At 72.0% G+C, this 25,504-nt stretch carries 20 protein-coding genes; 11 read left to right on the top strand and 9 right to left on the bottom strand.

What is annotated here, in order from left to right:
• The first annotated feature begins 22 nt into the window (after positions 1 to 22).
• From ACIA8L_RS06260 to ACIA8L_RS06250, 3 genes are read left to right on the top strand one after another with little or no spacing between them, the layout of a single operon-like run.
• The gene (locus ACIA8L_RS06260; protein ID WP_395901018.1) at positions 23 to 388 is read left to right on the top strand and encodes a YidH family protein; all 366 of its coding nucleotides are present in this window, start codon (positions 23 to 25) and stop codon (positions 386 to 388) included.
• Positions 385 to 666, top strand: coding sequence for a DUF202 domain-containing protein (locus tag ACIA8L_RS06255; RefSeq protein WP_395901016.1), 282 nt, complete (start codon positions 385 to 387; stop codon positions 664 to 666). Before ACIA8L_RS06260 ends, ACIA8L_RS06255 begins: the two co-directional genes overlap by 4 nt.
• 27 nt (positions 667 to 693) lie before the next feature.
• Positions 694 to 1,053, top strand: a complete 360-nt coding sequence (locus tag ACIA8L_RS06250; protein WP_395901014.1) for a PLD nuclease N-terminal domain-containing protein — start codon at positions 694 to 696, stop codon at positions 1,051 to 1,053.
• Here the strand turns inward: ACIA8L_RS06250 and ACIA8L_RS06245 are convergent, their stop codons facing one another.
• Both ACIA8L_RS06245 and ACIA8L_RS06240 read right to left on the bottom strand, forming a co-directional pair.
• Positions 1,054 to 1,944, bottom strand: a complete 891-nt coding sequence (locus tag ACIA8L_RS06245) for a diacylglycerol/lipid kinase family protein (RefSeq protein WP_395901012.1) — start codon at positions 1,942 to 1,944, stop codon at positions 1,054 to 1,056. It abuts the gene before it with no gap.
• Positions 1,941 to 2,723: a DUF1206 domain-containing protein gene (locus ACIA8L_RS06240; RefSeq protein WP_395901010.1), complete on the bottom strand. Its 783-nt coding sequence runs from the start codon at positions 2,721 to 2,723 to the stop codon at positions 1,941 to 1,943. Before ACIA8L_RS06240 ends, ACIA8L_RS06245 begins: the two co-directional genes overlap by 4 nt.
• 36 nt (positions 2,724 to 2,759) lie before the next feature.
• Here ACIA8L_RS06240 and ACIA8L_RS06235 point away from each other — a divergent pair, with 36 nt between their 5' ends.
• Genes ACIA8L_RS06235 through ACIA8L_RS06225 form a run of 3 tightly spaced genes read left to right on the top strand, consistent with a single transcriptional unit; the run spans position 2,760 to position 6,529 of the window.
• Complete coding sequence (locus tag ACIA8L_RS06235; RefSeq protein ID WP_395901008.1) at positions 2,760 to 4,283, top strand: phosphatase PAP2 family protein; 1,524 nt, start codon at positions 2,760 to 2,762, stop codon at positions 4,281 to 4,283.
• Entirely contained in the window at positions 4,280 to 5,797 is a 1,518-nt protein-coding gene (locus ACIA8L_RS06230; RefSeq protein ID WP_395901006.1) for a phospholipase D family protein, read from the top strand. The genes ACIA8L_RS06235 and ACIA8L_RS06230 overlap by 4 nt, the downstream gene beginning before the upstream one ends.
• 51 nt (positions 5,798 to 5,848) lie before the next feature.
• Entirely contained in the window at positions 5,849 to 6,529 is a 681-nt protein-coding gene (locus tag ACIA8L_RS06225; protein ID WP_395901004.1) for a phosphonatase-like hydrolase, read from the top strand.
• Positions 6,530 to 6,534: 5 nt separating this feature from the next.
• Here ACIA8L_RS06225 and ACIA8L_RS06220 read toward each other — a convergent pair whose 3' ends face one another.
• The 4 genes from ACIA8L_RS06220 to ACIA8L_RS06205 are packed head-to-tail and all read right to left on the bottom strand — an operon-like array spanning position 6,535 to position 12,293.
• Positions 6,535 to 8,157 (bottom strand): acetolactate synthase, encoded by a 1,623-nt coding sequence (locus ACIA8L_RS06220; RefSeq protein ID WP_395901002.1) that lies wholly within the window; start codon positions 8,155 to 8,157, stop codon positions 6,535 to 6,537.
• A 28-nt stretch (positions 8,158 to 8,185) separates the two neighbouring features.
• Complete coding sequence (locus tag ACIA8L_RS06215; protein ID WP_395901000.1) at positions 8,186 to 9,991, bottom strand: Hsp70 family protein; 1,806 nt, start codon at positions 9,989 to 9,991, stop codon at positions 8,186 to 8,188.
• A gap of 21 nt (positions 9,992 to 10,012) precedes the next feature.
• Complete coding sequence (locus ACIA8L_RS06210) at positions 10,013 to 11,812, bottom strand: Hsp70 family protein (protein ID WP_395900998.1); 1,800 nt, start codon at positions 11,810 to 11,812, stop codon at positions 10,013 to 10,015.
• Between the two features lie 10 nt (positions 11,813 to 11,822).
• Positions 11,823 to 12,293 (bottom strand): DUF6232 family protein, encoded by a 471-nt coding sequence (locus tag ACIA8L_RS06205; RefSeq protein ID WP_395900996.1) that lies wholly within the window; start codon positions 12,291 to 12,293, stop codon positions 11,823 to 11,825.
• Between the two features lie 63 nt (positions 12,294 to 12,356).
• On the opposite strand from ACIA8L_RS06205, the gene ACIA8L_RS06200 reads away from it, so the two are divergent.
• Complete coding sequence (locus tag ACIA8L_RS06200) at positions 12,357 to 13,139, top strand: enoyl-CoA hydratase/isomerase family protein (protein WP_395900994.1); 783 nt, start codon at positions 12,357 to 12,359, stop codon at positions 13,137 to 13,139.
• A gap of 3 nt (positions 13,140 to 13,142) precedes the next feature.
• Here ACIA8L_RS06200 and ACIA8L_RS06195 read toward each other — a convergent pair whose 3' ends face one another.
• A complete protein-coding gene (locus ACIA8L_RS06195) occupies positions 13,143 to 13,952 on the bottom strand; it encodes an ABC transporter ATP-binding protein (RefSeq protein ID WP_395901754.1) in 810 nt (269 codons plus the stop codon).
• Between the two features lie 52 nt (positions 13,953 to 14,004).
• Between ACIA8L_RS06195 and ACIA8L_RS06190 the strand changes: the two genes are divergently transcribed.
• Positions 14,005 to 14,979 carry an ABC transporter ATP-binding protein gene (locus tag ACIA8L_RS06190; RefSeq protein ID WP_395900992.1) on the top strand — a complete coding sequence of 325 codons (975 nt, stop codon included), beginning with the start codon at positions 14,005 to 14,007 and terminating at the stop codon, positions 14,977 to 14,979.
• Positions 14,976 to 15,962 carry an ABC transporter permease subunit gene (locus ACIA8L_RS06185; protein WP_395900990.1) on the top strand — a complete coding sequence of 329 codons (987 nt, stop codon included), beginning with the start codon at positions 14,976 to 14,978 and terminating at the stop codon, positions 15,960 to 15,962. Before ACIA8L_RS06190 ends, ACIA8L_RS06185 begins: the two co-directional genes overlap by 4 nt.
• A gap of 10 nt (positions 15,963 to 15,972) precedes the next feature.
• Here the strand turns inward: ACIA8L_RS06185 and ACIA8L_RS06180 are convergent, their stop codons facing one another.
• Positions 15,973 to 17,145, bottom strand: coding sequence for an ROK family protein (locus tag ACIA8L_RS06180; protein ID WP_395900988.1), 1,173 nt, complete (start codon positions 17,143 to 17,145; stop codon positions 15,973 to 15,975).
• Positions 17,146 to 17,306: 161 nt separating this feature from the next.
• Between ACIA8L_RS06180 and ACIA8L_RS06175 the strand changes: the two genes are divergently transcribed.
• Positions 17,307 to 18,758, top strand: a complete 1,452-nt coding sequence (locus ACIA8L_RS06175) for a glycoside hydrolase family 3 protein (RefSeq protein WP_395900986.1) — start codon at positions 17,307 to 17,309, stop codon at positions 18,756 to 18,758.
• A gap of 1,201 nt (positions 18,759 to 19,959) precedes the next feature.
• Positions 19,960 to 20,481 carry a hypothetical protein gene (locus tag ACIA8L_RS06170; protein WP_395900984.1) on the top strand — a complete coding sequence of 174 codons (522 nt, stop codon included), beginning with the start codon at positions 19,960 to 19,962 and terminating at the stop codon, positions 20,479 to 20,481.
• Between the two features lie 91 nt (positions 20,482 to 20,572).
• On the opposite strand, the gene ACIA8L_RS06165 is transcribed toward ACIA8L_RS06170, so the two are convergent.
• The gene (locus tag ACIA8L_RS06165; RefSeq protein ID WP_395900982.1) at positions 20,573 to 25,426 is read right to left on the bottom strand and encodes an NAD-glutamate dehydrogenase; all 4,854 of its coding nucleotides are present in this window, start codon (positions 25,424 to 25,426) and stop codon (positions 20,573 to 20,575) included.
• Positions 25,427 to 25,504 lie beyond the last annotated feature (78 nt).

Genomic DNA, 25,504 nt, shown 5'->3' with positions numbered 1-25,504 from the left:
GGGGGTGTGACAGTTCATGTCCATGTGGTCCGCGATTCGCCTCTGGTTCGACCCGGACGAGGTCCGCTCGGTCGGCACCACACCGGACTACCGCTTCTCCCTGGCCAACGAGCGCACGTTCCTGGCCTGGCTGCGCACCGCGCTGGCGCTGATCGGCGGCGGCCTCGCGGTGGCCCAGTTCCTGCCCGAGCACAAGTTACGCGTCGTGATCGCGGTGACGCTGCTCGCACTCGGGGCCCTGGTCGCCATCCGGGCCGTCGATCACTGGGCCCGCTCGGAGCAGGCGATGCGCACGGGTGAGGCGCTGCCCCCGTCGCGCTTCCCCGCCGTCCTCGCCCTGGTCGTCACCGCGGGCGCGGTCGCGCTACTCGTGGCCACGCTGGTGTGAAAGAGACCCAGCCGGAGCGCACACAGCTCTCGTGGCGGCGGACGCTGGTCTCGATGACCGTGGTCGCGCTGCTGCTGGCGCGTCTGGCCGCAGTACACCTGGAGACCATGACGGCCGGATTGGTCGTCGCCACGACCGGGCTGACCTGGGCGGCCGCGGTGCGGGTCAGCCGGCGGCGGATGAACCGCATGACCACCCCCGTCGGGCGAGAACTGCCGGCCCTGGCCGGACTCATCCTGCTGTACTGCGCGATGGGCACCCTGTTGCTGGTGTCATGACCCCCTCGGCTGAGTCATCATTGCGCCATGGGACGTGCACTGCCCTTCTTGATCGTGCTGGTCGCGACGCTGCTCGCGTTGATCGACTGCCTGTCCTCGGAGCGCGAGGACGTTCGTGGGCTGCCCAAGCCCGTCTGGTTCCTGATCATCCTGCTGGTGCCGGTCATCGGCCCGGTGGCCTGGTTCTTCGCCGGCCGCCCGGTGTCGCTGGAGCAGCGGGCCGGCGTGGTCGCCGGCGGCCGCGCCCGCAAGAAGGTCACGGCACCGGACGACGACCCCGACTTCCTGCGCGGCATCGACACCGCGCAGTCACGCCGCGACGCGGAGTTGTTGCGCAGCTGGGAAGAAGACCTCAAACGCCCGGACGAGGACAATCCGGGGATATAGTCACCCAGCGGGCACGCAGACCGTCAGTGCCCCCGGGCGCACACGCGCGGCCAGCCGCCGCGCGGGCGCGATCACGTCCCCGTCGAGCTCCCGCGGCTCGTCCCGGGTCGCCTGGACCTCGACCGAGCGGGCCCGGAACGTCTCCAGCCCGTGCGCGTCCGAGCCCTTGCGCAGCAGCACCCCGCCGGCCAGCCGCAGCCAGTCGCCGATATGGCGCGGTGTGAGCACGGCCACGTCCAGGTAGCTGTCGTCCGGCTCGGCGTCGGGCAGCAGCGGCAGCCCGCCCTGCAGCCGCCCCACGTTGGCCACCAGCACGGTGCTGGCCCGCCGGTGCAGCCACTTGCCGCCGTCGACCCGGATGCGCACGGCCGCGCGGCGCCGGGTGAGATTGCGCAGGCCGGTCGCGACGTACGCGCCCCAGCCGAACTTCGCCTTGGCCGAGTCGGGTGTGTCGCCGACCATCGCGGCGTCGAAGCCCATCCCGGCCATGACCGTGAAGATCCCGGCCCCCTCGACCTCGCCGACGTCGATCCGGCGCCGCTCGCCGGTGATGGCGACCGCGACCGCCTCCGCGACGTCGCGCGGAATGCCCAGGTTGGTGGCGAGGAGATTGCCGGTGCCGGAGGGGATGAGCGCCACCGCGACGTCGGTCCCGGCCAGCTCGCCCGCGACCGCCATGACGGTACCGTCGCCGCCGCACACCAGCACCACCTCGGCCCCGTGCTCCGCGGCCGCGCGGGCCATCCCGCATCCGGGGTCCTCGGGCGTCGTCTCCAGCCAGAGCGGCTCCGGCCAGCCCGCCGCTCCGAGGGCGCCGCACAGCTCCCGCCGCCGCTCGTCCAGATCGAGGACCTTCGAGGGGTTGATCACGACCGCGGACTTGATGCTCACGACCCCACCTTGCGGTATCTGGCCTGGAAGAAGCAGTACACGCCGAACGCGGCCACCCCGAGCGCGACCGCCAGCAGCAGGAACTTGCCGAACGGCTGCCCGGCCAGGGTGTGCAGGGCCGCGTCCAGGCCCCGCGACTTGCCGGGATCGTTGGTGATCGCGGCGTCGAGCAGCAGGTACCCCACGATGCCGAACGCCACACCCTTCGCCGCGTAGCCGATCTGACCGGCGCGGACGGCGGCCTGGTGGCGTACCCCCGAAGCGAATTGCAGTTTCTTCTCGAACTTCTTCTTCCAGCCGTACCAGATCATCCCGATGCCGTAGCCGATGACGGCGAGTCCGGCCAGCCCGACCAGCCATGCTCCGGCGGGCTTGGCCATGATGCCGGCGGCCGCCTCCTGCTGCTGCTGGGCGCTGGAGGAGGGCGCGCCGAGCACGACCTTGCCGGCGGTCCACGCGAGGGCGCAGTAGACGATCACGCGGGCGCCCGAGGCGACGCGTTCGAAGACGCGCTCCTTGCCGTGGGCGTCCTGATGGCCCCAGACAGCCAGAATCGCCTGCCAGACCGCGAGGGCCACCAGGCAGACGATCACGAACCACAGCAGCACGGCGCCGAACGGCTGCTGGGCGAGCTTCTGGAACGCACCCGACTGGTCGGCCTCCTCGCCGCCCCCGCCGAACGCGATCTGCGCGGCCACCCAGGCGAGCGCGAGGTGCAAGAGCCCATAGCCGATGAACCCCACCCTTGTCAGGTACTTCAGCAGATCGTTGTTCCTCATGTTCTGCCAATCCCCAGGTTGGGCATGCAATCAAACGTGAGACGTGACAAGGCGACACTTCTGCGGATGGTCGGGTTCAGCGGCGCGGCGCTGCTGTTCAGCGTGCTGGTGGTCGCGGTCCGGGTGCGCTGGGTGCCGCTGGAGTCGGTCGACCGCGGGGTCGCCAACGGGCTCAACCGCCTGGTCGCGCCGAGTGAGTTCCTGGTGCAGCTCATGGGCGGCCTCAGCCGCCTGGGAAGTTTCGGCGTGCTCGGTTGGCTCATTGCCATTGCTTCGGTGGTACTGCTCGTGCGTCGCCAATACCGCCTGGCCGCCTTCCTCCTGGCCACCGCGCTCGGGGGCCTCGTGCTCGACCCGGTCCTCAAGATCGCGGTCGGCCGGCTGCGCCCCGTCGTCGAGGAGCCGGTCGCGCACGGGGGCGGCAACAGCTTCCCCAGCGGCCACTCGCTGAACTCGTTCATCTGCTACGCGGCGCTGGTCCTCGTGTTCCTGCCGGCCCTAGCCCCGCGGTGGCGCCGGCCGCTGCTCATCGCCGTCGGCGCGGTCGTGGCCCTGATCGGGTTCAGCCGGCTCGCGCTCGGCGTGCACTTCCTGTCCGACGTGATCGGCGGCTGGTCCCTGGCCGTGGCCTGGGTCGGGCTGTGCGCGGCCGCGTTCGAGCTGTGGCGGCACGAGCGCGGCGCGCCGGTCACCGCGCCCCTCACCGAGGGCCTGGAGCCCGAGGCCGCCGACGACCTGCAGCCGAGCGAGGCGCATCCGCGCGCGCCGGAGCGGCCACTGCCCCTGATCCACGCGCGCGGGCGCGCCTGGATCGTCGCCGGCCTCGGTGTCGCCTGGGTGCTCACCTTCGGCGCCCTCGTCGCGCTCGGCATCCCCCTCGCGCGGTACCGCAACGGCAACGGCAATGTCCTGGGCGACCACACCATCCCGCACTGGTTCGCCGGGCACCGCACGGACGCGCTCGGCCACATCACGATCGTCGGCAGCGAGGTCGGCAACACCCACGCGATCCTGGCCATCAGCCTGGTGATCGGCGCCCTCGCGCTGGCCGCGGTGCGCCGCTGGCGGCCGGTGGTCTTCCTGGTCACGGTCATGTTCGGCGAGCTGAGCCTGTTCCTGGGCAGCGCCGCGATCGTCGGGCGGGCGCGGCCGGACGTGGAGAACATGGACGGGCCGATGCCGACGTCGAGCTACCCGTCCGGGCACGTCGCGGCCACGATCTGCATCTGGGCCGTCGCCGCCGTGCTGGTCCTGCCGCGCACCCGCGCGTGGTGGCGCTGGGTCCTGGTCGCCGTGGCGGTGCTGATGCCGCTGTGGGTGGCGGTCTCGCGGATGTACCGCGGTATGCACCACCCCACCGACATCCTCGGCAGCTGCCTCCTCGCGGGCCTGTGGGTCACGGCCGCCTGGTGGCTCCTGCGCCCCAACCGCGACCTCGACCGAGACCGAGAGCGCGACCCAGACAGCGAGCGCGACCCAGGCAGCGAGCGCGACCCAGGCCGCGGCGAGGGGCCCGCACCCGCGTCCGCGCGGCCGACGCTGGAGGAGGCCGCGGCATGAGCGAGTGGTTCCTCAGCGCGCGGGAGCGCGGCAACCCGCATTCGAAGCTCGAGGCGTGGACCGAGGGCAACGCCGCGCGCCCGCTCATCGACGGGCACGAGTACTACTCCGCCCTGCTGCCCGCCGTGCGCCGCATGCGCCGCGGCGACCTGCTGCTGTTCACCGACTGGCGCGGCGACCCCGACCAGCGCCTCGACGGCCCCGGGACGGAGATCCGGGAGGTGCTGTGCGACGCGGCCCGCCGCGGCGTCATCGTCAAGGGCCTGGTCTGGCGCTCGCACTTCGACCGGTTCCAGTTCAACGAGGAGGAGAACCAGCACCTGGGCGAGGAGATCGAGGCGGCGGGCGGCGAGTGCCTGCGCGACATGCGGGTGCGCACCGGCGGCTCGCACCACCAGAAGTTCATCGTCCTGCGCCACCCCGGCCGCCCCGAGCTCGACGTCGCCTGGGTCGGCGGGATCGACCTCTGTCACGGCCGCGGCGACTCCAGCGAGCACGAGGGCGACGCGCAGGCGGTCCCCATGGCCCCCGTCTACGGCCCGCGCCCGCCCTGGCACGACATCCAGCTGGAGCTGCACGGCCCCGCGGTCGGGCAGGTCGAGGCGACGTTCCGGGAGCGCTGGACCGACCCGACGCCGCTGTCGCGCAACCCGCTCTTCCGCCTGCACGACCTGATCTACCGCGAGGACACCCACCCCGACCCGCTCCCCGACCAGCTGCCCGACCCGCCGCCGGCCGGCGACCTGGCGGTGCAGGTGCTGCGGACCTACCCGCACCGGCGCGCGGGCGCGTACCCGTTCGCCCCCGACGGCGAGCGCACGGTCGCGCGCGGCTACCGCAAGGCCCTCGCGCGGGCGCGGCGGCTGATCTACGTCGAGGACCAGTACCTGTGGTCGCCGCAGGTCGCGGAGTGCTTCGCCGAGGCCCTGCGCACGTCACCGGAGCTGCACCTGGTCGCCGTCGTCCCGCGCTACCCGGACGCGCCGGGAAAAATCGCCAAGACGCCGCAGTTGTACGGTCGGGAGCGCGCACTGGCCATGATCGATGCGGCCGGCGGCGACCGCGTGCACGTCTTCAGCCCCGAGAACGCCCACGGCACCCCGATCTACGTGCACGCGAAGGTCTGCATCGCCGACGACGCCTGGGCCACCGTGGGCTCCGACAACGTGAGCCTGCGATCGTGGACCCACGACTCGGAGCTGACGTGCGCGGTCGCCGACCCTACCGGCGAGTACGCTCGGTCACTGCGGCGACGCCTCGCGTATGAACACCTCGGTATCGACATTGATGACGATGACCCGGAAACGTTCATCTCCGCATTCGAGCGTTCGGCCGCGAATCTTTCCAACTGGTATGCGGCCGGAAAGGTAGGAGATCGACCACCGGCCCGGGTGCTGCGATACGACGCACCCCACCTGACCTGGTGGACCCGCCAATGGTCCAGCCTTCTGTACCGCTTCGTCCACGACCCCGACGGACGGCCGCGAGCCTTGCGGCGGACCGCTGATTTCTGACGGTTTTGTGCCGTTCACTCTCCTGTCTTCTGACCGTGCTCCTATTGCGCGATGACCGCGTGGCAACTCGCCTGCATTGACATGGCAGGCACTACGGTGCGTGACGACGGCCTGGTCGAGCAGGCCTTCACGGTGGCCTTCGCCGGCGAGGGCGTCGCGCCGGGCACCCCGCAGCACGAACGGATGCTCGCCGTAGTCCGCAAGACGATGGGCCAGAGCCGCATCGAGGTGTTCCGCCTCCTGCTCGACGGCGACGAGGAGCGGGCCCAGGCCGCCAACGACACGTTCGAGGAGGCCTACGGCCTCCTGGTCGACGAGGGCGCCGTCCTGCCGATCCCGGGCGCCATCGAGGCCATCAAAACGCTGCGCGCGAACGGCATCAAGGTCGCCCTCACCACCGGCTTCGCCCGGGCCACCCAGGAGGCGATCATCGACGCCCTGGGCTGGTGGGGCCAGGTCGACCTGGTCCTCTCCCCCGCCGACGCCGGCCGCGGCCGCCCCTTCCCCGACTTCATGCTGGTCTCCGCGCTGAAACTGGGCGTCGAGGACGTCCGCCGCATGGTCGTCGTCGGCGACACGCCCCTGGACCTGATCGCCGGCCAGCGCGCCGGTGCCGGCCTCCTCGTCGGCGTCCTGACCGGCGCCGGCGACCGCCAGGCCCTGCAGGCCGCGGGCGCCCACGAGGTCATCGGCTCGATCGGATCCCTGCCCCGCCTGCTGGGCCTGGAGTAGGCCCCTCAGGCGAGGTTGGACGAGCGCGGGTAGGCGTCCTCGGGGTCCGTCAGGACGTTCACGAGATAGGGCACACCGGCGGAGAACGCGCGTCCGAGGGCACCGGCGAGATCCCCGGGCTTCTCGACCGTCTCGCCGGCGCCCCCGAGCGCCTTCACCACGTCGTCGTAGCGCAGGCCCGGCTGCAGGTCGGCGGCCACGTCGTAGCCGTAGATCTGGCGCATCGGGTGCTTCTCCAGGCCCCAGATGCCGTTGTTGCCCACGACGATGACGACCGGCAGGTCCTGGCGGACCAGGGACTCGACGTCCATCAGGGAGAAGCCCGCGGCCCCGTCGCCCATCAGGACGCAGATCTGGCGGTCCGGGTAGGTCACCCGGGCGCCCATCGCGTAGCCCATGCCGGTGCCGAGGCAGCCGTACGGCCCGGGGTCGAGCCAGGTGCCGGGGCGGGCCGGCTCCAGATACTTGCCGGCGTAGGAGACGAAGTCGCCGCCGTCGCCGATGGTGATCGCGTCCTCGGCCAGGACCTTGCGCAGCTCGCCGTAGACGCGGCTCGGCTTGATCGGGTCGGTGTCGGCCTCCAGGGCCTCCGTCTCGCGGCCCTTGGCGGCGTTCTCCGCGGCGCGGAGGGTGGCGATCCACTCCTCGTGGTCGGCGATCAGGCCGGAGTACGCCGCGAAAGCCGACAGCACCAGCCGCAGATCGCCCACCGGCGCGGCCGCGGGGGTGACGTGGCCCGCCTTCTGCGTCGCCGCGTCGGTGACGTGCACGACCTGGGCGCCGCCGAAGTCGCCGAAGTTGAGCCGGAAGTCCAGCGGGGTGCCGATGACCGCGACGACGTCCGCGCCGCCGAACGCGGGCTTGCGCGCCCGCGCGAACGCGAGGGGGTGGCCGGGCGGGAGCGAGCCGCGGCCCATGCCGTTGGCGAAGACCGGAATCCGCAGCGCCTCCGCGGCCTCGCGCAGCGCGTCGGTCGCGTCGCCGGCCCAGACGTCGGAGCCGGCGACGATGACGGGGCGCTCGGCGGCCGCGAGGAGGCGCACGGCGCGGTCGAGCTCGTCGGGGTCGGGTTCCTGTGGGAGTACCCCCGGAGCATCTTGCAGTGCTATGCCGTCGGCCGTGGAGAAGACGACCTCGAGGGGCAGGTCGACGAAGACGGGGCCACGGTGCGGGGTGAGCGCGGTCAGGGCAGCGGCCCGCATCCGCGCGTAAACCTCGTCGGTCGAGAAGATCGTCTCGGCGTGCTTGGTGACGGCCCGCACGATCGGCAGGTGGTCCATCTCCTGCAGGCTGCCCGAACCCCAGCGGAACTGCGGGGCCCGGCCGCCGAGCACGACGATCGGCGCGCCGTTGAACAGGGCGCTGGTCAGGCCGGAGACGCCGTTGGTGACGCCGGGGCCGGCGGTGAGCACGGCCAGGCCCGGGCGCCGCTGCAGCTTCGCGACCGCCTCGGCCGCGAACACCGCGGACTGCTCGTGGCGCACGTCGACGATGCGCACGCCGGCCCGCTTCGCCGCGTCGTACAGCGGGAAGACGTGGCCGCCGGAGAGGGTGAACATCTCGTTGACCCCGAAGCCGCGCAGCGCCGCCAGCGCCAGATCCCCGCCGTGCCCGTCGATCGTCGTCATGCGCGAATCCTACTCACGTTTTGCCGCCCTACGGGGTGCCGGTGCCGAGCCAGTCCTGCACGAACGCCGGCCAGTGGTCGGTCGTGAGGTAGAAGGAGACGACGCCGGCGGTCAGCGGTACGGCGATCAGGAGCACGATCACGACCAGCGTGAGCAGGAGCCGGGCGCCGGGGCTGCGCCGGTTCCCGCCCTCGTAGACGTTCGCGTGCTCCGCCGGCTGGGGTTGGGGACGCGGTTCGGGCCTCGGCTCGGCCCGGGGCGGCGTCGGGCGGGTCGCCATGGGCGGCGGGGGCGGGGCCTCGGACTTGAAGGGGCGCCCGTACTCGTCGTATCGGGTCGACGGCTCGGGCGCGCTCTGATAGACCCGGCCGCTGCTGACCGGCCGGTTGGGGGGCGCGGAGACCGGAGGCGCGGACACGGGCGGTGCGGAGACCTGCGACACCGGCGGCGGGACCGAAACCGGGGCGACCGGCTGATGCTGGGGCCACAGCGGACTCTCCGCGGGTGGAGCCGAGACCGGCGCACCGAACCGGCTGCCCGACGGCGGGGTGGAGAAGACCGGTGGCGCGGAGACCGGTGGCGCGGAGACCGGCGGCGTCGAGACCGGCGGTGCCGAGAACGCGGACGGAGCCGAGAACGCGGAGGGAGCCGACGCCGGGGGCGCGGAGGCCGGTTCGGGGCGCTGCCAGTCGAAGCCCGGCACCTGCGGCAGGACGCCCGTCGCCGGCCCGGGCGCGGGCTGCGCGGTCGCCTGCGTCGAGCGGGAGCCGGCCAGCATGCTGCCCTCGGCCACCACGAGCTCCGGCTGCTCGATCGCGGTCGGCGCGGTGCCGAGCGAACGGTGCAGCAGCGTCGCGACCAGTGGCATCCGGCTGGAGCCGCCGACCAGGAACACGCCGGCGACCGCGTCCTCGCCCAGCTGGGCCCAGCGCATCACGCCCTTGGTCACCCGGATGGTCTGCTCGATCATCGGCTGGGCCAGCCGCTCGAGCTCGTCGCGGGTGAGGTGGACGTCGAAGTTGAGCAGCGGGATCGTCAGGTCCGACGCGGGCTGGCGGGACAGCCGCTCCTTCGCCACCTTCGCGTCGTCGAACAGCAGGCGGCGGTGCCGGCGGTCCTCGACCGTCTGCGGGCTCATCAGCCGCGCCCACTCCTGCGGCGCCCGCGGCTCGCAGATGGTGCCGATGTGCTGCACGACGGCGTTGTCGAAGTCGATGCCGCCGATGTCGTCGCGCCCGTCGACGGCGAGCACCTCGAAGCCCTCGGCGGTGCGGGCGACCACGCTGGCGTCGAACGTGCCGGCGCCGAAGTCGTAGACGACGACGACCGAGCCGACCTTCACGTCGTGGCCGAGGACCTGGGTGAAGTACGCGGCCGCGGCGACCGGCTCGGGCACCAGCCGGACCTGGCCGAGGCCAGCGGCCGCGGCGGCGTCGGCGACCTGCAGCCGCCGGGTGGCGCCCCAGGAGGCCGGGACGGTGACGGTCACGTCCGGGGTCGCGTCGCCGACCGTGCGCACCCACTCGTCGCGGACCCGCCGCAGCACCGCCGCGATGAGTTCGCCGACCGGCACCTCGCGGTCGCCGAGCAGCACATTGCTCTCGTCGATGCGCCGTTTCGGGTTGGGCTCGAAGCGGGCCGGCTCCAGCCGCGCGCTGTGCACGGCGTCGCGGCCGACGATGATCGCGCCGCCGGGCTCGGCGTAGACGGCTGAGGGCAGCAGCGGCGAGCCGTCGAAGATGAGGGGCCGGGAGCGCCCGTCCGGCCACCGTACGACGGCGACGGTGTTCGAGGTGCCGAAGTCGACCCCGAGCCGGATTCCTGGCGTAGGCATGGCCCCGAGTCTAGGCGGCCGTTACGAACGGGCCGGGGCCTGCGGGGGCCGGGGCGGGCGGTGCATCCACTTGCGGGAGCCGGGCAGCAGGAGCATGGCCGTGGACAGCGTGAAGACCACGGTGGCGATCAGGAACCCGACCTGGCCGAAGCCGGCGGTCAGGGCCAGGTTGCCGACCGCCACGATGACGCAGAGGGCCAGTGGATACCAGTGGTGCCCCGCGGCCGGCCGCCGCGCCCGCCCGGCCGCGTTGAGCAGCAGGGTGGCGAACACCAGGCTGATCGCGCCGAACTCCAGGCCGTCGGTGGTGAACCGGTCGATCTCCTCGGCGGTGATGTCGGGGTTCGTCTCGGGGTCGACCAGGTTGAGGCCGCCGGCCAGCAGGAGCAGGAGCGCCCCGCCGATGTACAGGACGATGGCGTAGAAGGTCATGAACCCGGCCGGCCAGCGGATCGACCACGGGCCCTTGCGCAGGGGGACCATCGCCACCATCGGCGGCGGCGCCACCGGGTAGTAGACGACCTGCGGCGGTGGCGGCATGTACACCGGCGGCGGCTGGTACACCGGCCGCGGCGGCGCGTAGGGCGGACGTTGCATCACCGGCATAGGGCTCACCGGCATGGGGCTGACCGGCATCGGGCTGACCGGCGCGACCGGGCCCGGGGAGGTCGGCGGTGCGGACACCGACGGGATGGCGGCCGGGAGTGCGGCCGGCCGCGTCGGCGAGGTCCGGGGCTCGGGCACCGGCGCGGGAGTGGGCGCGGGCGCGTCAGGCGCGGGAGCGGCCGCCGCGCCGACGAGCACGCTGCCCTCGGCGACCACCAGCTCCGGCTGCTCGATCGTCACCGGCGCCCGCCCGAACTCGCGGTGCAGCGCGGTCGCGATCAGCGGCATCTGACTCGCCCCGCCGACCAGGAAGACGCCGGCGACCTGGTCCGCGGTGAGCCGGGACAGCCGGACCGTCTCGGCCAGGGAGCCGACGGAGCGTTCGACCAGGGGCCGCGCGGACGCCTCGAACTCCTCCCGCGTCAGCTGTACGTCCACATCGAGCCCCGGCACCAGGACGGTGACGGACGCCGACCGGGACAGCCGCTCCTTGGCCTCCCGCGCCTCGTCGCGCAGCTGGCGGTACACCCGCGGATCCCCGGTCACCCGCGCCCAGCCGGACTCGGGCAGCGCCCGCGCGATCAACCCGACCACGAGCTTGTCGAAGTCGAGGCCGCCGAGGTCGTCCCGCCCGCCGACCGCGCGCACGTCGAACCCGGTCTCGGTGCGGGCGACGACGCTGCCGTCGAACGTGCCCGCGCCCAGGTCGTAGACCACGACGGCCGAGCCGACCGGCACCAGGTGGCGCAGGACGTGGGCGAAGTAGGTGGCCGCGGCGACCGGCTCGGGCACCAGCGCGGCCGCGGGCAGTCCGGCCTGGCGAACCGCCTCCGCCAGGGTCGCCCGCCGCGTCGCGGCCCAGCCCGCCGGGTGGGTGACGGTCACCGCGTCCGGCGCCCCGCCGGCGGTGCGGGTGAACTCGGCGAGGACGCGGCGGAACACCGCGGTCACCATCTCCGGCACCGGCACGGCGCTGGCCCCGAGCAGCACCGCCCCGTCGTCGATGCGCCGCTTCGGGTTGGGCTCGAACCGCTCGGGCGCGCGCCGCGCGGCGTGCAGGGCGTCCCGCCCGACGACGAGCCCCTGCTGCTCCAGCGTCACCGCGGAGGGCAGCAAGGGCGAGCCGTCGAACAGCAGCGGCCGGGCCCGCCCGTCCGGCCATCGGGCCACCGCCACCGTGTGTGACGTGCCGAAGTCCACGCCCAAGGCCACCATGGGCGGCAGTCTAGGCGGACTGCTCGACCGCCCGCTGGAGCGCCCGATAGATCTGCCCGAATTTGGGGGAATCCGTGGTCGAATAGATCATCGCGTCCCCGGCCAGGGTGCGGATCCAGATCTCGTGGACGCCCTTGCCGTGGTCGTGGGCCCGGTCGAGCAGGTCGAGCAGCCCCTCCAGCGCGAACGCGAGGACGCCGCCGATGACGATGACCGCGAGGACGCCCCCGGCGATGTACATCGTGCGCTTGTCGCCGCTGAAGTCGAGCCGCCGCGCGAGGACCCCGGCCGCCACGAGCAGCCCGAGCACCAGCACGATGGCGCCACCGCGCGTGCCGAGCATGTAGGCGGCGTGCCGCAGCCGCCCCGTGCGCTCGTGCCAGATGTAGTCGAGGCTGTCGAGGGGATACCAGGTTTCAGCGACGCGCACACCGCCGGAGCTGATGTGCACCACGTTGTCGCGGTAGTACGTGGTGGCCATGGCACCTCTGAAGGTACAGCGGAATACGCTCCGGGCAACGACAACGACGTTGAGGAGACACTCGTGGACTCGAAGACCCCGCTCGTGCGGCTGGACGTCGAGGACGGCATCGGCACCATCCGGCTGGACCGGCCGCCGATGAACGCCCTGAACATCCAGCTGCAGGAGGAGCTGCGCGCGGCCGCGACCGAGGCGTCCGCGCGCGACGACGTCCGGGCGGTGGTCCTCTACGGCGGCGAGAAGGTCTTCGCGGCCGGCGCCGACATCAAAGAAATGGCCGGCATGGGCTACCCCGAGATGTCCGCCCGCGCGGGCGCGCTCACCTCGTCCTTCGACGCGGTCGCCCGCATCCCCAAGCCGGTCGTCGCCGCCATCACCGGCTTCGCCCTCGGCGGCGGCTGCGAACTGGCGCTGACCGCCGACTGGCGGGTCGCCGCCGAGGACGCCAAGCTCGGCCAGCCCGAGATCACCCTGGGCATCATCCCGGGCGCGGGCGGCACCCAGCGCCTGGCCCGCCTGATCGGCCCGGCCCGCGCGAAGGACCTCATCATGACCGGCCGCTTCGTCCCGGCCGCCGAAGCCCTGGCCATCGGCCTGGTCGACCGCGTGGTCCCGAAGGACGACGTGTACGCCGCCGCCGTCGACCTCGTCCGCCCCTACGTCAACGGCCCGGCGCTGGCACTGCGGGCGGCGAAACTGGCGGTGGACGGCGGCCTGGAGATGGACCTGGCCTCGGGCCTGACCTGGGAGAGCCAGCTCTTCGCGGGCCTGTTCGCGACGCAGGACAAGGCGGAGGGCATGACCGCCTTCGTCGAGAAGCGCAAACCCACCTTCAAGGGCCGCTGAGACTCAGGACGCCTGCGCGTGGAAGCGGCCGTCGATCGTCGAGAGCTTGAGCGGCAGGCCGAAGGCGGTGGAGAGGTTGTCGGCGGTGATGGTGTCGCGGAGGAGGCCCTGGGCGACCACGGCGCCGTCGCGCATGAGCATGGCGTGGGTGAAGCTCGGGGGGATCTCCTCCACGTGGTGGGTCACGAGGACGATGGCCGGGGCGTCGGGGTCCTCGGCCAGCTCGGACAGGCGGTGCACCAGGTCCTCGCGGGCGCCCAGGTCGAGGCCGGCGGTGGGCTCGTCCAGCAGGAGGAGCTCGGGGTCGGTCATGAGGGCCCGCGCGATCTGTACCCGCTTGCGTTCGCCCTCCGACAGCGTGCCGTAGAGGCGGTCGGCCAGGCCCGCGACGCCGAGCTGGGACAGCAGGGCGACGGCGCGGCCCTCGTCGAGGCGGTCGTAGCGCTCGCGGTAGCGCCCGACGACGCCCCAGGAGGCGGTCATGACGACGTTGCGGGCGGTCTCCTCGGCCGGGAGGGGCAGGCCGTTGGAGGTGAAGCCGAGGCGGGTCCTGAGCTCGGCGATGTTGGTGCGGCCCAGGCGCTCGCCGAGGACGTCGACGGTGCCGCGGGTCGGGTGCAGGCGGGCGCCGGCCAGGTTGAGCAGGGTGGTCTTGCCGGCGCCGTTGGGGCCGAGGACGACCCAGCGCTCGTCCAGCTCGACCTGCCAGCTCACCTCGCGGATGAGGTGGTTGCCGTTGCGGGTGACGGTCGCGTTCTCCACCGCAATGACAAGGTCATCTGACACGTGCCAATCCAACCACGCCCCGGATATCGATGGCTGCCGGGGCCCCGCGCACGTGACGGACGACGTATTGTGCGCTGCGATGACACCGGCACTGGAAATCGACGGTCTGGTCAAGACGTACCGGAGCGTGTTCGGCAAGCCGCGGGCCGCCCTCGACCGCCTCGACATGCTGGTCGAGCCGGGGCAGATCCACGGGTTCCTCGGCCCGAACGGCTCCGGCAAGTCCACGACGCTCAAGACGCTGCTGGGGCTGCTGCGCGCCGACGGCGGGCGGATGCGCGTCTTCGGCGAACCGGTGCCGAGGATGCAGGCGGAGGTCGCCGTGCGGGTCGGGGCGATCGTCGAGGCGCCCGCGTTCTTCGGCAACTTCAGCGGCTACAAGACGCTTTCGCTGCTGGCGCGGGCGGGGGCAGTACCGAAGCAGCGGGTTGGCCTTGTTCTTGATCAGGTCGGGCTGTCGGACCGGTCCGAGGACCTGGTGCGGTCCTATTCCATGGGCATGCGCCAGCGCCTCGCGGTGGCGTCGGCCCTGCTCAAGGACCCGGACCTGCTGATTCTCGACGAGCCGAACAACGGGCTCGACCCGGCCGGGGTGCGGGAGATGCGCGATCTCCTGCGCACCTACGCGGACCGGGGCAAAACGGTCGTCATCTCCAGCCACATCCTGGCCGAGATCCACCAGATCTGCGACTCGGTCACGATCATCTCCCGCGGCCGTACCGTCGCCGCCGGCCCGGTCTCCGAGGTCCTCGCGGTCGCGGACAAGGGCGCCTACCGGGTCCGCGTCGACGACCACCACCGCGCGGCCGAGATTCTCGCGGACGCGGGCGCGCAGGTGAGCGTCGCCGGCGACCACATCGTCGTGCACGACCTGGCCGAGCCGGCCTGGGTGTCGCACACCCTCGGCGTCAACAACCTGTGGGTGCGCGAGCTGGCCCCGGTCGCGCAGCTCGAGGACGCGTTCCTCACGATCACCGGCGGCGGTCCGCGCCCGGGCGCCTTCCGCGCCGTCGACAACTCCGACTGGACCCCCGAGGAGCACCCGGCATCATGACGCACCTGTTCGCCGCGGAGTGGGCGCGCCTGTTCAGCCGCCGGATCACGATCGTCACGCTGGTCCTGGTGGCCACCGCGATGGCCTTCCTCACGTTCGGGTACACCCTGACCGGCTCCTCCCCCACCGCGGCCGAGAAGGCCCGGGCCGAGGAGCGCGCGGTCAGCCTGGGCCAGCTGTGGGACCAGCGCACCGACCGCTGCGGCAAGGTCCGCAGCGGCCTGGAGCAGGCCGAGCCCAACGAGAACTTCCCGAAGAACTGCGACTACGGTGCGCGCCCGACCCGCGACTCCCTGCTCGACTACGGCTTCTCGTTCACCCGCCAGTGGCCGTCGCTGTTCTACGGCGCCGCGCTGCTGCTGGCGCTGGCCGGCTTCGTCCTGGGCGCGTCGTTCGTCGGCGTCGAGTGGAGCTCCGGCGGCATGGCCGGCCTGCTGCTGTGGGCGCCCCGCCGCAGCCGGGTCCTGGGCGCCAAGCTGCTCGCGGCGATGGCCGGGACCGGGCTCGTGGCCCTGGTGTACCTCGCGCTGTGGACCGGCGCCTTCCTGGCGATCGCGGCCGGTGGCGACACCGTCGGGTTCACCGCGGGCGAGTTCGGCTCGCTGGCCCTGACCGCGCTGCGGGTGGTGTTCCTGGCGATGGCGGGCACGGCGCTGGGGTTCTCGATCGCCTCGATCGGCCGGCACACGTCGGCCGCGCTCGGGGTCGGGATCTCATACCTGCTGCTGTGGGAGTTCGGCAGCACCCTGGTCTTCACGGTCGTCGAGACGCCCCGGGACTACGCCGAGCCGTACCGCCTGTCCACCTACGCCCGCTCGTGGCTGCGCATGGGCCTCGACCAGGTCCAGTCGGGCGTCGAGGGCAGCTCCCTGCGGCCGCGGTTCGAACCGGCCTGGGGCGCATCGGGCGTGGTGATCACGCTGGTGGCCCTGGTGATCGCGGCGGTCGCATTCCTCACGATGAACCGCCGCGACGCCCGGTAACAAGAAACTTTCACGCCGTCGAGCCGAACACCTCTTCCCGGACGGCGTCCAGGCCGGTCAGGATCGCCCCGTGCAGCACCGGCTCCGAGGCCACCTCGGTCGGCACCACGCGCGGTGAGACGACGGCGATCGCGGCCACCTCGTGCTGCACCCGTTGCGCCAGGTCAGTCCCGCCGGCCTGGCCGACGTCGCCGGCCAGGACCACCAGCTCCGGGTCCAGCACCAGCCCGACCGAGGCCACCCCCAGCGAGATCCGCCGGGCCAGTTCGTCGAGGAACGGGCTGCCCTCGGTACCGGCGGCGATGGCGGCCCGGACGGCCTCGGCCGCGCCCGCGGACTTGAAGCCGTGGGTCTTGGCGATCGCGCGTACCGCCGCCGCGTCCACCAGCGTCCGGAAGCCGTTCTTGGAGCGGCGCGAGGCGTCCCGGCTGACCTGGGTGCCGGCGACCGGGAGGTAGCCGATCTCGCCCGCCGCCCCGGCCGCGCCCCGGTGCAGGCGGCCGCCGAGCACGACCGCGGTGCCGACGCCCCGGTCCAGCCAGACGAGGACGAAGTCCCCGACCCCGATCGCGGCCCCGGAGTGCTGCTCGGCGATGGCGGCCAGGTTGACGTCGTTCTCGAACATGACCGGCCGGTCGAGGTCGTCGCGCAGGGCCGTGAGCAGGCCGCGGTGCCAGCGCGGGAGGTCCCAGGCGAAGGTGATCTCGCCGCTGCCGGGGTCGACCAGGCCGGGGGTGCCGAGCACGATGCGGCGGATGCGATCGATCGGCGCCCCGGCGGCCCCGGCGGCCTCGACGACGGCCGCGTGCACCACCTTGACCGGGTCGTCGCCGTCACCGATCGCGACGTCGGTGCGCCCGACGATGTTGCCGGTGATGTCGGCCACGCCGGCCACCACGTGTGAGGGCCCGGCCTCGACGCCGACGACGTACGCGGTGGCGGGCACGACCGCGTACATCTGCGCGTTGGGTCCGCGGCCGCCGGCCTGCTCACCGACCCGGGTCACGAGGCCGCGCTCCTCGAGCCGCTCGACCAGCTGGGACGCGGTGACCTTGGAGAGTCCGGTCAGCTCGCCGAGCTGGGCCCGGGTCAGCGGGCCGCGGCTGAGCAGCAGTTCCAGGGCGGCACGATCGTTGAGGGCGCGCAGCAGGCGCGGCGTGCCGGGCAGTCGGGCGGAACTCATGGTGACGGAGACCCCTAGTATTTAGGAAACTTTCCTATTAGCGTGCCACTCGCAACCTATTAGCAGAGCGTACGGCTCGACCACCCGGTCGGCCTACGCACAACCGGTCATGAAGCTCCTACGATCGTGGTAGCGATCGGACGGGCTGAGGGGGGAACATCGTGTCGACCGATCCCGGACTCCGCCGCCTGGCCCTGGGCACACTGCTCGGCGCCTTCCGCGGGGAACAGGCCCCGGCCTGGGCCGTGGACCTCCTCGCCGAGGGAATGGCCGGCCACCTGCTCTTCGGCTTCAACATCGTCGAGCGCGACCAGGTCGCCACGCTGACCAAGAGCCTGCACGCGGCCCGCGACGGCATCCTCATCGCCATCGACGAGGAGGGCGGCGACGTCACCCGCCTGGCCCACCGCGCCGGCAGCCCCTACCCCGGCAACGCCGCACTGGGCGCGCTCGGTGACCCGGCGGTGACCCGGCGGGTGTACCGCACGATCGGCGCCGAACTCGAAGCGCTTGGCATCAACCTCAACCTCGCCCCGACCGTCGACGTCAACACCGCCGACGACAACCCGATCATCGGCACCCGCAGCTTCGGCGCCGACCCGCTCGCGGTCGCCACCCACACCGCCGCCGCCGTCCTGGGCCTGCAGGGTGCCCGCGTGGCCGCGTGCGCCAAGCACTTCCCGGGCCACGGCGCGACCCTCGCCGACTCCCACCGCGAACTCCCGACCGTCGACATCACCTCGCCGGAGCTGCACAGCCGCGAGCTCCCCCCGTTCATCGCCGCGATCGAGGCCGGCGCCAAGTCGATCATGTCGGCGCACATCCGCGTCCCCGCCCTCACCGGCGACGCCCCCGCCACGTTCAGCCCGAGAGTCCTCAACGACCTGCTCCGCCGCGAGCTCGGCTTCACCGGCGTCGTCGTGACCGACGCGCTGGAGATGGTCGGCGCCGCGAAGTACGCCGGCGGCATCCCGCAGGGCGCCGTCCTGGCCCTGGCCGCCGGGGCCGACCTGCTGTGCATCGGCGCCGACATCGACGAGGACATCACCAACGCGTGCGCGGACGCGATCGTGGCGGCGGTACAGGACGGGCGTCTGCCCCTGGCCCGGGTCGAGGAGGCCGGCGCCCGCGTGGCCGACCTGGCCGCCTGGACGCGCAGCGGCGACCGCACCGACCGCGAGGAGCCCGGCCTCGGCTACCCGGCCGCCCTGAGCGCCGTACGCATCGAAGGCAGCCACGACCGCGCCGCCGCCCCGCTGATCGTCCAGCTGGAGTCCGAGTCGTCGATCGCCGCCGGCCGCGTCCCGTGGGGCCTGGGCCCGCACGTCAACGGCACCGAACAGGTACGCGTCGTAGCCGCCCAGGCCAGCCCCGACGACCTGCGCACCCAGGCCGGCACCCGCCCGATCGTGATCGTCGGCCGCAACGTCCACCGCCTCCCGGGCGCCCGCGCGCTGGTCGACGCCCTGACCACGACCCACGCGGTGACGGTCGTCGAAATGGGCTGGCCGTCGTCGTGGCGCCCGTCCGGCGCCCGCGCGTTCATCACGACATGGGGCGCCAGCCACGCCAACGGCCGCGCAGCGGCGGAAACACTCGGCCTGGCGGCCTGAGAACAGCAGAAACCGCAGGGCGTTTTTACTCGGGTCCGCGGTGGGCGCGACCGCCGCTCCCGCCAGACCACGGCCGGCCCTGGGGGCCGGCCTTCCGAGTCCGCGGTACGAAAAGCACCAGCCTTACGCCATGTGCAATGGCGTAAGGCTTTTTGCTTACGTTGAGCTTATGCCAGGTCCGGGATGATGGGAGCATGGTCGGGCAGATAGGTTTGTTCAGTCGGGCGGCATTGGCCTCGATGCGCGACCAGACGCGGCGGCGCAACTATTCTCCGACAAACGAACAGTTCCGCCGCGAACACGCCAGGCATCGCGCGTGGGGCCTGACACAACGGCACGCCGAGAAAGAGCGCCAAATCGCCGAAGCCCGCGCGAAGGAAGCAGCAAAGGCCACGGACCCTTCGACAGCCGGGACGGCAACGGCAACGGCAACGGCAACGGCAACGGCAACGGCAACGGCAACGGCAACGGCAGACGATCGCGCACAACTTCCGACGCCGCCAGCCCAGCCGTTGACGCCCCCAACCCCACCGGCGCGACCCAAAACCGCCAACTCGGCCCGCTGCAACCCCCGCCACCGCCAGCCCAACAAGCGCGGACCCGCCCGATGCGACTCACACCAGCGCAGCCTCCAACGGAGCCAACCCGACGCGGACGGACTCCACGCCGGCAGCCCCAGCCCGGCAACCCGAGCGTCCCGCCACCGCCACCGCCACGGGAACGAAAGCACACGCCGCACCATCAAACAAATACTGCCGCAAGGCGCAAGAGCCGCAATTACTACGGACCGAATCTGCCTTTCTCGCCGCAGGCCCCCCGGATCGTTACCACCGAATGACGACCACGACGGACCCCGGCAGCAAACCACGGACCCCGGCCACCAATCCCGCAACCACATTACGGCCGCCCCCACACTACTCGATATTCACCCCGCGCCGGCGTCACATTCTGCGGTGCCGCTTCGAGGGCCACCACAATCGTGCGCTCGGCCGATGGGAACTACCGGAGTGGCGTGGGCGCGACCGTAGCCTGGTCGCGGTTTGTCGCTCGCGGTCCATGGAGAGGCCGGCGGGTCCGCCGTGGTCATCGTTCGGTGGTAACGATCCGGAGGGCCTGCGGCTGCAACTTCGGGTGCCGGCCGGTGGGGCGACTGCTGCCGTCCCGGTCATTGGGCGGGCGCGCGCCGGGGTATGCAGCCGCTATGGATCGGCACATCGTCAAGGCCCTGCTGGCCGCCTGGAGCCGGGCCGAGTTCCGGGCCGGCCTGCGGCAACTGATCGACCTCGACGAGGTGGCCGGCCTGCTGGCCGCGCTGGCCGTCGAGGACCATGACCATGAGGTCGAGCGGCGGGTGACGGACCTCGTGCGCTCGGGCCTGGACACGCCGGAGATCCGGCGGGCGACGTTGCTGCTCATCGAGCATGACGACATCCGGCTGAACCTCGCGGCCGGGATCACCGACGCGCTCGCCGACCGGCCCGGTCTGGCCCGGGCGATCCGGTCGGCGCTGGACGATCCGGATGCCCGCGCGGAGCTGCGCGCCGCGCTGGAGTCGGCGCCGCTGCGCGCGGCGATCTGGGAGGTGACCGACAACCAGTTTCAGGGGCGCCGCTGGGCGCTGATCCGGGCGGCGGTGGTCCTCGTCCTGCGGCATCGCCACGCCCGCCGGCTGGCCTGGGCCCTTCGCCGCCACGGCGTGCTCCGCGAACTGCGCCGGCCGTGAATCGATCGGCAGTGAATCGATCGGCGGCGAACGGCCCCGGCGTCACACGAGCAAGACGCCGGGGCCGCCGCAACTTCGATCATGGAACCGGTCAAGCGGCGGACGCGCGGACCAGGGTGCGGATCTGGCGGAGCAGGACGGAGAGTGCGGCCAGGTCGCCCGGGGAGTCGCCGAACTCGCCGATGGCGTTGCGGGTGCGGGCGATCGACGTGGCGTTGCTCTGCTCCCACTCGTGGACCCGGGCCTCGGTGTCCAGCTCCGGCGACGTGGCGTTGAGGACTTCGGCGGTCAGGGCGGCCAGCGCGGCGTAGAGGTCGTAGCGCAGCGCCATCCGGGCCAGCGTCTGCCAGCGGTCCTCGCGCGGGAGGTCGGAGATGCGGGACAGGAGGTCGTCGACCCGGAAGCGCTCGGAGAGCAGGTAGTAGACCGTCGCCACCTCGTTGACGTCGCGGCCGGTGGCGGACGCGACCTCCACGATGTCGAGCAGGCCGAAGCCGTACATGATGCGGGTCGTGCTGTCGGCGATCTCCTCCGGCGGCCCCAGCTCCCGCAGGCCCTCGGCGTTGGCGTGGAGCGCTTCGCGCTCGCGGCCGCGGAAGAGCGTGTCGAGCTGGGGCAGGAGGCGGGCGATGCCGGGGCGGAGGCGGGCGATCTCGCCGGGGACGTCGATCGGGAGGCGGCGGTTGGAGACCAGCCAGCGCACGGCCCGGTCGAGGAGGCGGCGCATCTCCAGGTAGACGGCGGTCTGCGACTGGGTCGGGATCTCGTTGTCGAGGGACTCGACCGCGCGGCGCAGTTCGCTGAGGCCGAAGACCTCGTTGACCACGACCGAGGCGCGCAGGACATCCGCGGCGCCGGCCCCGGTTTCTTCGGTGGCGCGGTGGAAGAACGAGGTGCCGCCCCGGTTGACGGCCGCGTTGACGACCGCGGTGGTGACGATCTCGCGGCGCAGCGGGTGCTCGGTCATCGCCTCGGCGAAGCGTTCGCGCAGCGCCGTCGGGAAGTAGTCGACCAGCACCTCGGTGGTCCAGGCCTCGTCGGGCAGGCCGGAGTCGAGGATCTCGTGCTCCAGCACGATCTTGACGTAGGAGAGCAGGACCGCGAACTCGGGTGAGCTCAGGCCCACGCCGGTGGCGGCGCGCTCGTCGAGCTGCTCGTCGGTCGGCAGCCCTTCCAACGAACGGTCCAGCTGACCGCGCCGTTCCAGGTCGGCGATGAGCCGCTTGTGTACCGGCAGCAGCGAACGGGACTGGGCGCGCGCATTGCCCAGGGCGGTCGCCTGGTCGTAGTTGTCGCGCAGGACCAGCTCGCCGACCTCGTCGGTCATCTCGGCCAGCAGCGGGTTGCGGTCGGCCGCGTCCAGCTCGCCGGCGGCGACCGCGCGGTCGAGCAGGATCTTGATGTTGACCTCGTGGTCGGAGCAGTCGACGCCGGCCGAGTTGTCGATGAAGTCCGTGGCGATACGGCCGCCGTTGAGGGCGTACTCGATGCGCCCACGCTGGGTCAGGCCCAGGTTGCCGCCCTCGCCGACGACCTTGGCCCGCAGCTCCCGGCCGTTGACCCGGATGTAGTCGTTGGCCTTGTCGCCGACCTCGGCGTGGGACTCGCCGCTGGCCTTGACGTAGGTGCCGATGCCGCCGTTCCAGAACAGGTCGACGGGCGCGGTGAGGATCGCGTGCATGATGTCGTTGGGCGCGAGCGGCCCGGTCGCGGTGATCCCGAGCGCGGCCCGGGCCTCGTCGGACAGCACCACGGACTTCGCCGACCGCGGATAAATCCCGCCACCCTGCGAAATAAGCGATGTGTCGTAGTCGTCCCACGAGGAGCGAGGCAGCGCGAAGAGCCGCTGCCGCTCGGCGAACGACGAGGCCGCGTCCGGCGCGGGATCGATGAAGATGTGCCGGTGATCGAAGGCGGCGACCAACCGGATGTGTTCGGAGAGCAGCATCCCGTTGCCGAACACGTCACCCGACATGTCACCGACACCGACCACGGTGAAGGGAGTCGTCTGGGTGTCGACGCCGAGCTCGCGGAAGTGCCGCTTCACCGACTCCCAGGCGCCCTTGGCCGTGATGCCCATCTTCTTGTGGTCGTAGCCGGCCGACCCGCCCGAGGCGAACGCGTCGCCGAGCCAGAAGCCGTAGCGCATCGAGATCTCGTTGGCGATGTCGGAGAACGTCGCCGTGCCCTTGTCGGCCGCGACGACGAGGTAGGGGTCGTCGGGGTCGTGGCGCACCACGTCCGGCGGCGCCACGATCTTGCCGCCGTCGAGGTTGTCGGTCACGTCGAGCAGGGCCGAGATGAACAGCTGGTAGCAGGCCACGGCCTCGTCGCGGTCGCCCGGGTTCTGCTTGAGCACGAACCCGCCCTTGGCCCCGGTCGGCACGATGACGGCGTTCTTCACCATCTGCGCCTTGACCAGGCCCAGGATCTCGGTCCTGAAGTCCTCGCGCCGATCGGACCAGCGCAGCCCACCGCGGGCGACCGCGCCGAAACGCAGATGCACACCCTCGAACCGCGGGGAGTACACGAAAATCTCGAAACGCGGGCGCGGGGCCGGCAGGTCGGGGATCGATTGCGGGTCCAGCTTGAACGCGGTGTAGGACTTCGGCCGGCCGCCGTCGCCGCGCTGGAAGAACGACGTGCGCAGCGTCGCCTGGATCAGGTGGAGGAACGAGCGCAGGATCCGGTCCTGGTCGAGGCTGGTGACCTCGTCGAGGTCGGCCTGGATCGCGGCGACGAGCTCCTTGGACTGCACCGAGCGGGTGGCCTCGGACAGCTGCAGCCGCGGGTCGAACCGGGCCGCGAAGAGGGCGACGAGCTTGGAGGCGATCGCCGGGTAGGCCAGCAGCGTCGTCTCCATGTAGTCCTGCGAGAAGACCGTGCCGGCTTGGCGGAGGTACTTCGCATACGCCCGCAACACCACGACCTCGCGCCACGTGAGGCCGGCCGCGAGCACGAGGGAGTTGAAGTTGTCGACCTCGGCCTCACCCCGCCACGTCGCCGAGAACGCGTTCTCCAGGTGGGGCCGCACATCGGCGATGGCCCGCGAGTCCGGCGGCAGCTGCAGGCCGAAGTCGTAGAGGTAGATGGTGCCGTCGGCCCGGACGACCTCGTAGGGCCGCTCGTCGGTGACCTTCACGCCGAGGGAGTGCAGCACCGGCAGGACGGCCGACAGGAGCATCGGCTCGCCGTATCGGAACACCTTGAAGCGGATGTCGGACTCGTCCTGGCGGCGGCGGTACACGTGCATGACCAGCTGCCCCGGCTCGTCCAGCAGTTCGAGCTTGGCGACGTCCTTCACCGCCTCGTAGGGCGTGTGCTCGTCCTTGTAGGTGTCGGAGATCGCGCCACCGTAGAGCTGGTACAGCACTTTGGCCTGATGCTCGTCGTTGAGCTTTCGCTCCAGTACCAGTCGAAAATCGTCGTCCCAAAGCCGGGTGGCCTCGGACAACCGCTCGGTGAGGTCGTCCACGTCGACCCAGCCGGGCGGATTGCCGGGCTCGGTGCGCACGATGAAGTGCACGCGGGCGAACTTCGACTCGCTGACCCGCGTGGTGTAGTCGACGCCGACACCGTTGAGCTCGGCCAGGAGGATCTGCTGGATGCGGAGCCGGTTGGCGGTGGTGAAGCGGTCCCGGGGCAGGTAGACCAGGCAGGAGATGAACCGGCCGTAGGCGTCGCGGCGCAGGAAGACCCGCAGCTGCCGGCGCCCGGCCAGGCGCAGCACCCCCATGACGGCCTTGTACAGCTCGTCGGTGCCGATCTGGAACAGCTCGTCGCGCGGGTAGGTCTCCAGCGTCTCCATCAGGTCCTTGCCGGAGTGCGAGCGCGGCGACAGGCCGGAGCGCTCCACCACCTCGGCGACCTTGCGCTTGACGACGGGCAGGTCACGGACGCTGGTGCGGTAGGCCGCCGACGAGAACAGCCCTAAGAAGCGCTTCTCGCCGATCACGTTGCCGTCGCTGTCGAACATCTTGAAGCCGATGTAGTCCAGGTAGGCGGAGCGGTGCACGGTCGCCCGGGAGTTGGCCTTGGTGATGATCAGGAGCCGCTTCTCCAGCGCCTTCGCGTAGGCCTCGGCCGTCATCGACGACAGCGCCCGCGGCTTGACCTGGTCGGCGCGCAGGATGCCCAGGCCGGTGCCTAGGACCGCCTGCAGCAGCTCCTCGCCGTTGTCACCCTTGATCAGTTTGTATTGCCGGAAGCCCAGGAACGTGAAGTGGTCGTCCACGAGCCAGCGCAGCAGCTCCACCGAGTCGGTGATGTCCTTGTCCGGGACGGGCAGCTGGGCGGAGCCGAGCTCGTCGGCCAGGGCGAGGGCCTGGGTGCGCATCTTGCCCCAGTCCTCGACGGTCTCGCGGACGTCGACGAGGACCCGGGCCAGGTCGGTGCGCAGCTCCTCCAGCTCGGCCTCGTCGCGGATGCGGTCGACCTCGATGCGGATCCAGCTCTCGACGATGTCGCCGGGGCTCGCGTCCTCGGGCTCGACGCCGACCCGGATCTCCTCGAGGGCGCCGAGCGGGGCGCGGCGCAGGACCACGAGCGGGTGCACGAGGAGGTTGACGTCGATGTTGCGCGACGACAGCGCGCTGGTCACCGAGTCGACCAGGAACGGCATGTCGTCGGTGACGATCTCCACCGAGGTGCCGCCGGTGACGCTCAGCCCGAGGCGCAGCTTCAGCTCGCCGGGCGTGCGCTGCTGGGCCAGCTCCAGGTGCGACCGGGTGGCCGCGACCATCTTGACGACATCGCAGCCGGCCAGCTCCTCGTCCGGGACCAGGCGCCAGTAGGCCGCGACCAGCTCAGGGTCGGCGTTCTGCGCGGTGGCCAGCACGACCGCCTCCGCGACGAGATGCTCCGCATTGGGCACTGACTGCTCCAGCTCGTCGTCCTCGGTCGCGTCCGGAGTCCGGGCGCCGTCTTGCACCGCAGGCCGATTCATCGGTTGTTCTCCCCTCGCCCACGACGTTGTGGGTTGTCCGCCCTCAGCCTAAAACGCTTCCGGCGGGACGCCTCAGCC

Source organism: Dactylosporangium sp. NPDC051541 (assembly GCF_044454505.1).
Taxonomy (GTDB): Bacteria; Actinomycetota; Actinomycetes; order Mycobacteriales; family Micromonosporaceae; genus Dactylosporangium.
Note: the sequence above shows the minus strand (reverse complement) of the source record. Positions and strands in the feature narration are given on the sequence as shown.